This is a genomic window from Arthrobacter sp. Br18 (assembly GCF_000520555.1).
Lineage (GTDB): Bacteria > Actinomycetota > Actinomycetes > Actinomycetales > Micrococcaceae > Arthrobacter_D.
This window is the reverse complement of record NZ_KI914896.1, coordinates 6,785-13,979: the sequence shown is the minus strand read 5'-3', so window position 1 is coordinate 13,979 and position 7,195 is coordinate 6,785. Positions and strand designations below refer to the sequence as shown.

The following is a 7,195-nucleotide window of genomic DNA, read 5'->3' as shown; positions in this document are numbered from 1 at the left end:
GGAGGTACTCGCGAAGCCGCCGATCACGGCGGACCGGGCAGCGGCCACGGCCGATTCCTCATGCGTGCGGCGCGAACCCATCTCGATGCAGGGCCGTCCGGAGGCCGCGCCCGTCATCCTCGAAGCCGCGGCGGCGATGGCGCTGTCGTGATTCAGGACGGACAGCACGAGGGTCTCGAGGATGCACGCTTCGGCGAAGGTCGATTCGACGATCAGGATCGGCGAATGCGGAAAATAGGCTTCGCCCTCTGCATACCCGAAGATATTGCCCCGGAAGGAGAAATCCGCGAGCCAGCCGAGCGTGCGGTCATCGACGATGAAGTTCGATGCCAGGAAGTCCAGCTGCTCGGGCCCGAAGCGGAAACTCGCGAGGGACTCGAGCAGCCGCCCGGTGCCCGCCACGACTCCGTATCTACGGCCGTTCGGCAGGCGCCGCGCGAAGGCCTCGAAGACGGACCTGCGGTGGGCGGCTCCGGAGTGGAGGGCGGCCTGCAGCATGGTGAGTTCGTACTGGTCGGTGAAGAGGGCGGAATTCACGGGAGCGGTGGTCACCCTCAAAACCTTAGCGGCCCGGTGGAGGGACCGGCACGTACGGGGGCCTCGGCGTCCTAGACTGGGAGGCATGACAGTTGGCTTTGCGACGGACACCGGCACGAAGGAAGAGGTGAAGTCGGAAGAAGGAACAGCCCTCGACCAGCCGTGGATCGTCCTGGTGTGGAATGACCCGGTGAACCTCATGAGCTACGTGAGCTTCGTCTTCCAGGACTACTTCGGATACAGCGAGGCGAAAGCCCGCCGCCTGATGCTCGAAGTCCATGAGCAGGGCAGGTCTGCCGTGGCGTCCGGAAACCGCGAGAAGGTCGAGCAGGACACCGTGGCGATGCACTCCTACGGACTGTGGGCCACCTTCGAAAAAGCCGGAAGCGAGTAGCGCGCATCATGGCCAAAGCGTTCAAGTCCACGCGGCGCGGCATCTCCGGATCGCTGGAGCCGGGTGAGGTGCGCCTGCTCGGCAACCTCTTTCGCGACATCATTTCGATGCTCGAGCCGGAAACCGCGGCGAGCTCCGACCCGTTGGCGGCAATGGTCGGGATGGACACCGAGGCGGTGGCGCCGTCGGACTCCGCGGTGCGCCGGCTGCTGCCCGACGGCGTCCGTGCCAATGACGACGAGGCACTCGAGTTTCGCCGGCTCACCGAGCGCTCGCTGCGGGAGCAGAAGATCAGTGCGCTCCGCAGCAGCGCGCTGCTCCTCGAGGGGAATCCCGTGGTGCTCAACCCCGGGCAGGCCCGGCTCATGGCGCAGGCACTCAATGACGTCCGGCTGGTGCTGGCCGACCGCCTCGGGATCGAGACGGAGGACGACGCCGAGAAGCTCCATGAGGTGGGGGACTCCTCCGATGTCGAGGACGTGGAGTCCTACCTGGCCCTCGTCTACAACTTCGTGACCTGGCTCCAGGAGTCACTCGTCCAGGCCCTTCTGACAGCAGGCCGGCAGAAGCGCTGACAACCCGGCTGTGACAAAACCCACCCCCGCTGAGTTAGTTTCTGGGAGCGGCAGGTTCTATTCTCGATAGATTATGAGCCCAGACACTGCCGTCGGTGCACGATGGAAAAAAACCGGAGCGCCGATCGGCATCTTCGACTCCGGCGTCGGAGGACTCACCGTTGCACGGGCGGTCATCGACCAGCTCCCGCATGAGTCCATCATGTACGTCGGTGACACCGCCAACGGTCCCTATGGCCCCCTTCCGATCGCCACGGTACGCGCGCACGCACTGGCAGTCATGGACGAACTGGTCGATTCGGGCGTCAAGCTCCTGGTCATCGCCTGCAACTCGGCCTCAGCCGCAGTGCTGCGTGACGCCCGCGAACGCTACACCGCACGCTACGGAATCCCGGTGGTCGAGGTCATCCAGCCTGCCGTCCGCCGTGCAGTCGCGTCGACCCGGAGCGGGAGGATCGGCGTCATCGGAACCTCCGCCACCGTCGGTTCGCGCGCGTACGACGACACGTTCGCCGCCGCGCCGCACCTCAGCGTCACTTCGGCGGCGTGCCCGGCCTTCGTCGAGTTCGTCGAGGCGGGCGTCACGGCAGGTCCGGACCTGCTGCGCACCGCCGAGGAGTACCTGGCGCCGCTCCAGGCTGCCGGCGTCGACACCCTCGTCCTTGGGTGTACGCACTACCCGCTGCTGACGGCGGTCATTTCCTATGTGATGGGCGACGCCGTCACCCTCGTCTCGAGCGCCGAGGAGACGGCCAAGGACGTCTACCGTGCCTTGGTCTCGAACAATCTCCTGGCTGGTGACACCTCGACGGCGGTTCACCGCTTCATCGCCACGGGCAATGCCGCGGAGTTCGAGGTGCTGGCGCGGCGGTTTCTCGGCCCCGAGGTCCTCAGCGTGCAGCACGTGGACCACGTCGCTGCGCAGTACCCGACAGGCAGCATGGCCAGGGTGACGCCGGACATGATCGCGGCGGCGGGAAGCCCGAGTCCATGAAGCTGACGATCGTGGGGTGCAGCGGATCCTTTCCCGGGCCGCAGTCGCCGGCGTCGTGCTACCTGCTCTCCGCCGAAGCCGACGGGCGCACGTGGCGGGTACTGCTGGATCTCGGCAACGGCTCCCTCGGCGCGCTGCAGCGCTACATGGACCTGCGCCAGATCGACGCCGTCTTCCTCTCCCACCTCCACCCCGACCACTGCATGGACCTCTGCGGGCTGCACGTGGCGGTTCACTGGGACCCGACCGGGTGGAACCAGCCGCGCATTCCGGTGTGGGGTCCGGTCGCGACCGCCGATCGGATGGCCACCGCCTACGGCCTGGAGCTCGACCCCGGCATGCACGAGGACTTCCACTTCAGCTCCTGGACCGAACGCACGCCCGTTCAGGTGGGACCGTTCACGGTCACGCCTTTCCCGGTGCTGCATCCAGTGGAGGAGGCCTACGCCCTTCGGGTGGAGGTGAGTGAGCTCAACGGCGACGGCGTCGAGGAGAAGCGGGTCCTCACCTATTCCGGTGACACCGATGCGTGCGCCGGACTGGTCGAGGCCGCCTCGGCGTCGGACATCTTCCTCTGTGAGGCCGCTTTCCACGAGGGGCGAGACGACGCCATCAGCGGCGTTCACCTGACCGGACGGCGTGCGGGGGAGGTGGCGACGGCGGCGTCCGTCAAGCGGCTCCTGCTGACGCACCTGCCGGTATGGAACGACGCGAGCGTGACCGTGGGTGAGGCCCGGTCAAGCTACACGGGGAGTCTCGCCGTGGCCGTCGCAGGGGTCTCCTACACCGTCTGACGCATGCCCCGGCAAACGACGGGCAAACGCCTGCCCTGACGCCTGGCCGGGCGCTTGCCCTGACGCCTGCTACCCGGGCGCCTGCCCTGACGCCTGCCGAGCGCCGGTTTAGACTGACAGCATGAGCCCAGCCAACACTTCCTCATCAGCGACCTCGGCATCCGTGCCCCCATCGGTTCCCGCCGGCGCCCCGAAACTCCGTGCCGACGGGCGCACCCCGGACCAGCTGCGGAACATCAGCATCACACGTGGGTGGTCCAAGCAGGCCGAAGGATCGGCGCTCATCGAATTCGGCAACACCCGGGTGCTGTGCACGGCCTCCCTGACCAGCGGCGTGCCCCGCTGGCTCAAGGGCGAAGGGCGCGGCTGGGTCACCGCCGAATACGCGATGCTTCCCCGCGCCACCAACACGCGGTCCGACCGGGAATCGGTGAAGGGCAAAATCGGCGGACGGACCCATGAGATCTCACGCCTGATCGGCCGGTCGCTACGCTCCATCATCGACACGAAGGCGCTCGGCGAGAACACGATCGTCCTCGACTGCGACGTGCTCCAGGCCGACGGCGGCACCCGCACCGCGGCGATCACCGGAGCCTATGTGGCGCTCGCCGACGCCATCCGGTATGCCAAGGACAAAAAGCTCATCCCCGCTTCGGCCTCACCCCTCACCGATACGATCGCCGCGGTCAGCGTCGGCATCATCGACGGCGTCCCCATGCTCGACCTTCCCTATGTGGAGGACGTTCGCGCCGAGACCGACATGAACGTAGTGGTCACGGGTTCCGGCAAGTTCGTGGAGGTGCAGGGTACTGCGGAGGGCGCCCCGTTCGACCGGAACGAACTCGATGCGCTCCTTGACCTCGCACTGCTGGGAACCGCCCAGCTGGCCGAAATCCAGCTCGACACCCTGAAGGATCCGGCGCTTGTCTGAGCCGGCCGCGCCACGCCTGGTCCTCGCCACCCGAAATCAGGGAAAACTGCGGGAACTGCGTGAACTGCTGCGGGGCCAGGTCCCCGGGCTCGACGTCGACACCCAGGTGATCGACGCCGACACCGCGGGCGCACCCGACGTCGTCGAAAGCGGTGTGACGTTCGCCGCAAATGCCGTCCTGAAGGCCGAGCAGACAGCCATTGCCACCGGCCTTCTTGCGGTGGCAGACGATTCCGGCCTCGCCGTCGACGTTTTGAACGGTGCTCCCGGGATTTTCTCGGCACGGTGGGCCGGACGCCACGGCGACGACGCCGCGAACCTCTCGCTGCTGCTGGCCCAGCTTTCCGATATTCCTGCAGAGCAGCGCGGGGCCGCATTCCGGTGCGCCGCCGCCCTCGCCGCGCCGGCGGGCCTGGTCGCGGTGAAGGAGGGCGAACTTCGCGGGACGCTGCTCGCCGCGCCCCGCGGTACGGGGGGCTTCGGCTACGATCCGGTGCTCGTGCCGTCCGGCATGGACCGTACCTGTGCCGAGCTGAGCGGCCCCGAGAAGAACGCGATCAGCCACCGAGGGCTCGCTTTCCGGGCGCTGATGCCTGCCCTGGTCCGGGGTCTGGAGGAGCAGGATACTGCCTGAGGGGCGGAGTATCCGTTTGGGAAATGTCCGTGAGCATAGGGCAGACTTGATGGGTTATGACTACAATTCTGCGCCCGGCACTCATGTCCTCTTCCGACGGATCCGCGCTGGGCGGTGTGGCCGACTGGGCTGTCAACATGATGGAGACCATCGGTGCACCCGGGGCCGGACTGGCGATCGCCCTGGAGAACCTTTTCCCTCCGCTGCCGAGTGAGGTCATCCTCCCGCTGGCCGGCTTCACAGCGAGCCAGGGCAACTTCACACTGTTCGAAGCAATTTTCTGGACCACCCTCGGCTCGGTGATCGGTGCCCTTTCACTGTACGGAATGGGAGCCGGACTCGGACGGCGGCGCATGCGCGCAATCGTCGCCAAGGTACCCCTGATCGACCTCGAGGACATCGACCGCGTTGAGGCCTGGTTCAACCGGCACGGCTACAGCGCGGTGTTCTTCGGGCGCATGATCCCGCTCTTCCGCAGTCTGATTTCCATTCCGGCGGGCATTGAACGGATGCCCCTGACCGTTTTCCTCATCCTCACGACGGCGGGCAGCCTGATCTGGAACTCGATCTTCGTGCTTGCGGGATTCTATCTGGGGGAGAACTGGCACATCGTGGAGGAGTACGCGAGTATCTTCCAGCGGATCGTCATCATCGCGGTGGTGCTCGTGGTCATCTACTTCGTAGTGACGAAGGTGCGGAAGCACCGCCGCAGCGCAAAGGCGAAGTAGGAGCCGCCGCGGCGGCTAAACTTGCTAGGTGGGAATTGAGTTCACGGCCATCGACTTCGAGACGGCCAACGGGTTCAGGGGTTCGCCCTGCGCCGTCGGATTGACCAAGGTGCGGGCCGGACGCGTGGTGGAGGAAGCTTCCTGGCTGATGAGACCGCCTCCCGGCCATGACCATTTCGATCCACGCAATATGGCCATCCACGGAATTACGGCCGACATGGTGGCCCAGGAACCGAGGTTTGGCGACCTGTTCGCGGAAATCGGAGGGTTCATCGGGGATGACGTCCTGGTGGCCCACAATGCCGCCTTCGACCTCGGTGTGATCCGCTCGGCGCTCGAAGTATCCGAACTGGCAGGACCGGGGTGGGATTACGCCTGCACGGTTCTTCTGTCACGGAGGAACTACTCGCTGGCGTCATACTCGCTTCCCTTTGTCGCCGAAGCGGCGGGCGTTCCCCTCCTCAACCACCATGACGCCGTCGAGGACGCCCGCGCCTGCGCCGGAATTCTGATCGACATGGCGCGGCTGAACTCGGTGGACACCGTCGAGGCCCTCGTGGCGTCGCATCAGCTACCGATGTCCCGCGCAGAAGCCTATGAGCCGGGACTTCACGAATTATCCAAGGCCACCCGGACAGCGCTCGGCAAAGGGCCGGCGACGCCGTGGGTGGGCTGGCCGGAGGAGGGACCCAACCCGGCCGCCAACGCCCAAGCGGACCCGACCCACCCGCTGTACGGCGAGACGGTCGTCTTCACGGGGACGCTCGGCCTGCCCCGGCCGCAGGCGAAGGAGCGGGCCGCCCACCTCGGCGCGCAGCCCGCAAGTGCCGTCACACGGAAAACCACCATTCTGGTGGTGGGGGACGGATTCGTAGCGACGGATCTGCGGAACGGTCGCATCACCGGCAAGGCGCGTCGTGTGCTCGACCTGCATGAACGAGGCCAGCGCATCGAGGTGATTTCCGAGGCGGAGTTCCTCCAGCTGACCGAGGGACTCTGGCCGGCGGCAAGCCCCTAGTCAATGCTCAGCCTCGCGTGGGTCAGTTCCTCTTGAGGGCGTTGGTTGGTGGTCGGGGAGGGTTTGGTGGGGGCGTTGCTGCGCGGGTGCATGAGGTGCTCGACGCTGTTCGTCAACGATCACGAACAAACGAACAAACGAACAAACGAACCAACGGATCACGGATCACGGATCACGGATCAGCGGTCAACGGTCACCGGATGAACGGATCACCGGATGACGATTAGCGGCCGCGCGGCAGTCTCGGAGTTCGGGAACTGGATGGGTTTGCTGATCTAGAACGGTGCGGGGTCCGGGGTGGGCGTTGCCTTCGGGTCCCGGTGCGGGTACTCCTGTGGTGTTCCCGTCGGGGTTCCCGTCGGGGTTCCACTGGGGTTGGTGGGGGTGGTGGTGTAGGTGCGGTGGGTGGGCGAGGTCCAGGTGAGGGTGCCTGCGGTGTTGTTGGTGAGGTTCCAGGTGGTGATGGTTTTGAATCGGTGGTGTTTGGGACAGAGGTGGGCGAGGTTGTCGTGGTCGGTGGTGCCGGCCCGGGACCAGGGAACACTGTGGTCGATCTCGCAGTGCGCGGCTGCCCGGTTGCAGCCGGGGAA

General features: G+C 66.3%; 9 protein-coding genes and 1 pseudogene. 8 read left to right on the top strand and 2 right to left on the bottom strand.

From position 1 onward, the window contains the following. Positions 1–624 (bottom strand): annotated as a pseudogene (locus Y704_RS22240) (hypothetical protein); the annotation flags it as partial. Here Y704_RS22240 and clpS point away from each other — a divergent pair. From clpS to Y704_RS0116670, 8 genes are all read left to right on the top strand, one after another. Continuing rightward, complete coding sequence (gene clpS, locus Y704_RS0116705) at positions 623–931, top strand: ATP-dependent Clp protease adapter ClpS (protein ID WP_026550951.1); 309 nt, start codon at positions 623–625, stop codon at positions 929–931. The pseudogene Y704_RS22240 and the gene clpS sit on opposite strands and share 2 nt — an antisense overlap. Before the next feature lie 8 nt (positions 932–939). Beyond that, positions 940–1,506 (top strand): DUF2017 domain-containing protein, encoded by a 567-nt coding sequence (locus Y704_RS0116700; RefSeq protein WP_026550950.1) that lies wholly within the window; start codon positions 940–942, stop codon positions 1,504–1,506. A 73-nt stretch (positions 1,507–1,579) separates the two neighbouring features. After that, positions 1,580–2,500, top strand: coding sequence for a glutamate racemase (murI, locus tag Y704_RS0116695; protein WP_026550949.1), 921 nt, complete (start codon positions 1,580–1,582; stop codon positions 2,498–2,500). Then, a complete protein-coding gene (locus Y704_RS0116690) occupies positions 2,497–3,294 on the top strand; it encodes an MBL fold metallo-hydrolase (protein ID WP_026550948.1) in 798 nt (265 codons plus the stop codon). The genes murI and Y704_RS0116690 overlap by 4 nt, the downstream gene beginning before the upstream one ends. A 121-nt stretch (positions 3,295–3,415) precedes the next feature. After that, the gene (gene rph, locus Y704_RS0116685) at positions 3,416–4,225 is read left to right on the top strand and encodes a ribonuclease PH (RefSeq protein ID WP_051477300.1); all 810 of its coding nucleotides are present in this window, start codon (positions 3,416–3,418) and stop codon (positions 4,223–4,225) included. Further along, positions 4,218–4,859, top strand: a complete 642-nt coding sequence (gene rdgB, locus Y704_RS0116680; RefSeq protein WP_026550946.1) for an RdgB/HAM1 family non-canonical purine NTP pyrophosphatase — start codon at positions 4,218–4,220, stop codon at positions 4,857–4,859. Before rph ends, rdgB begins: the two co-directional genes overlap by 8 nt. A 56-nt stretch (positions 4,860–4,915) precedes the next feature. Further along, positions 4,916–5,587, top strand: a complete 672-nt coding sequence (locus tag Y704_RS0116675) for a DedA family protein (protein ID WP_026550945.1) — start codon at positions 4,916–4,918, stop codon at positions 5,585–5,587. Positions 5,588–5,615: 28 nt separating this feature from the next. Next, a complete protein-coding gene (locus Y704_RS0116670) occupies positions 5,616–6,605 on the top strand; it encodes a 3'-5' exonuclease (protein WP_026550944.1) in 990 nt (329 codons plus the stop codon). 275 nt (positions 6,606–6,880) lie between these two features. On the opposite strand, the gene Y704_RS0116665 is transcribed toward Y704_RS0116670, so the two are convergent. After that, on the bottom strand, positions 6,881–7,195 hold a 315-nt coding region (locus Y704_RS0116665), incomplete at its 5' end, for an HNH endonuclease (RefSeq protein WP_026550943.1).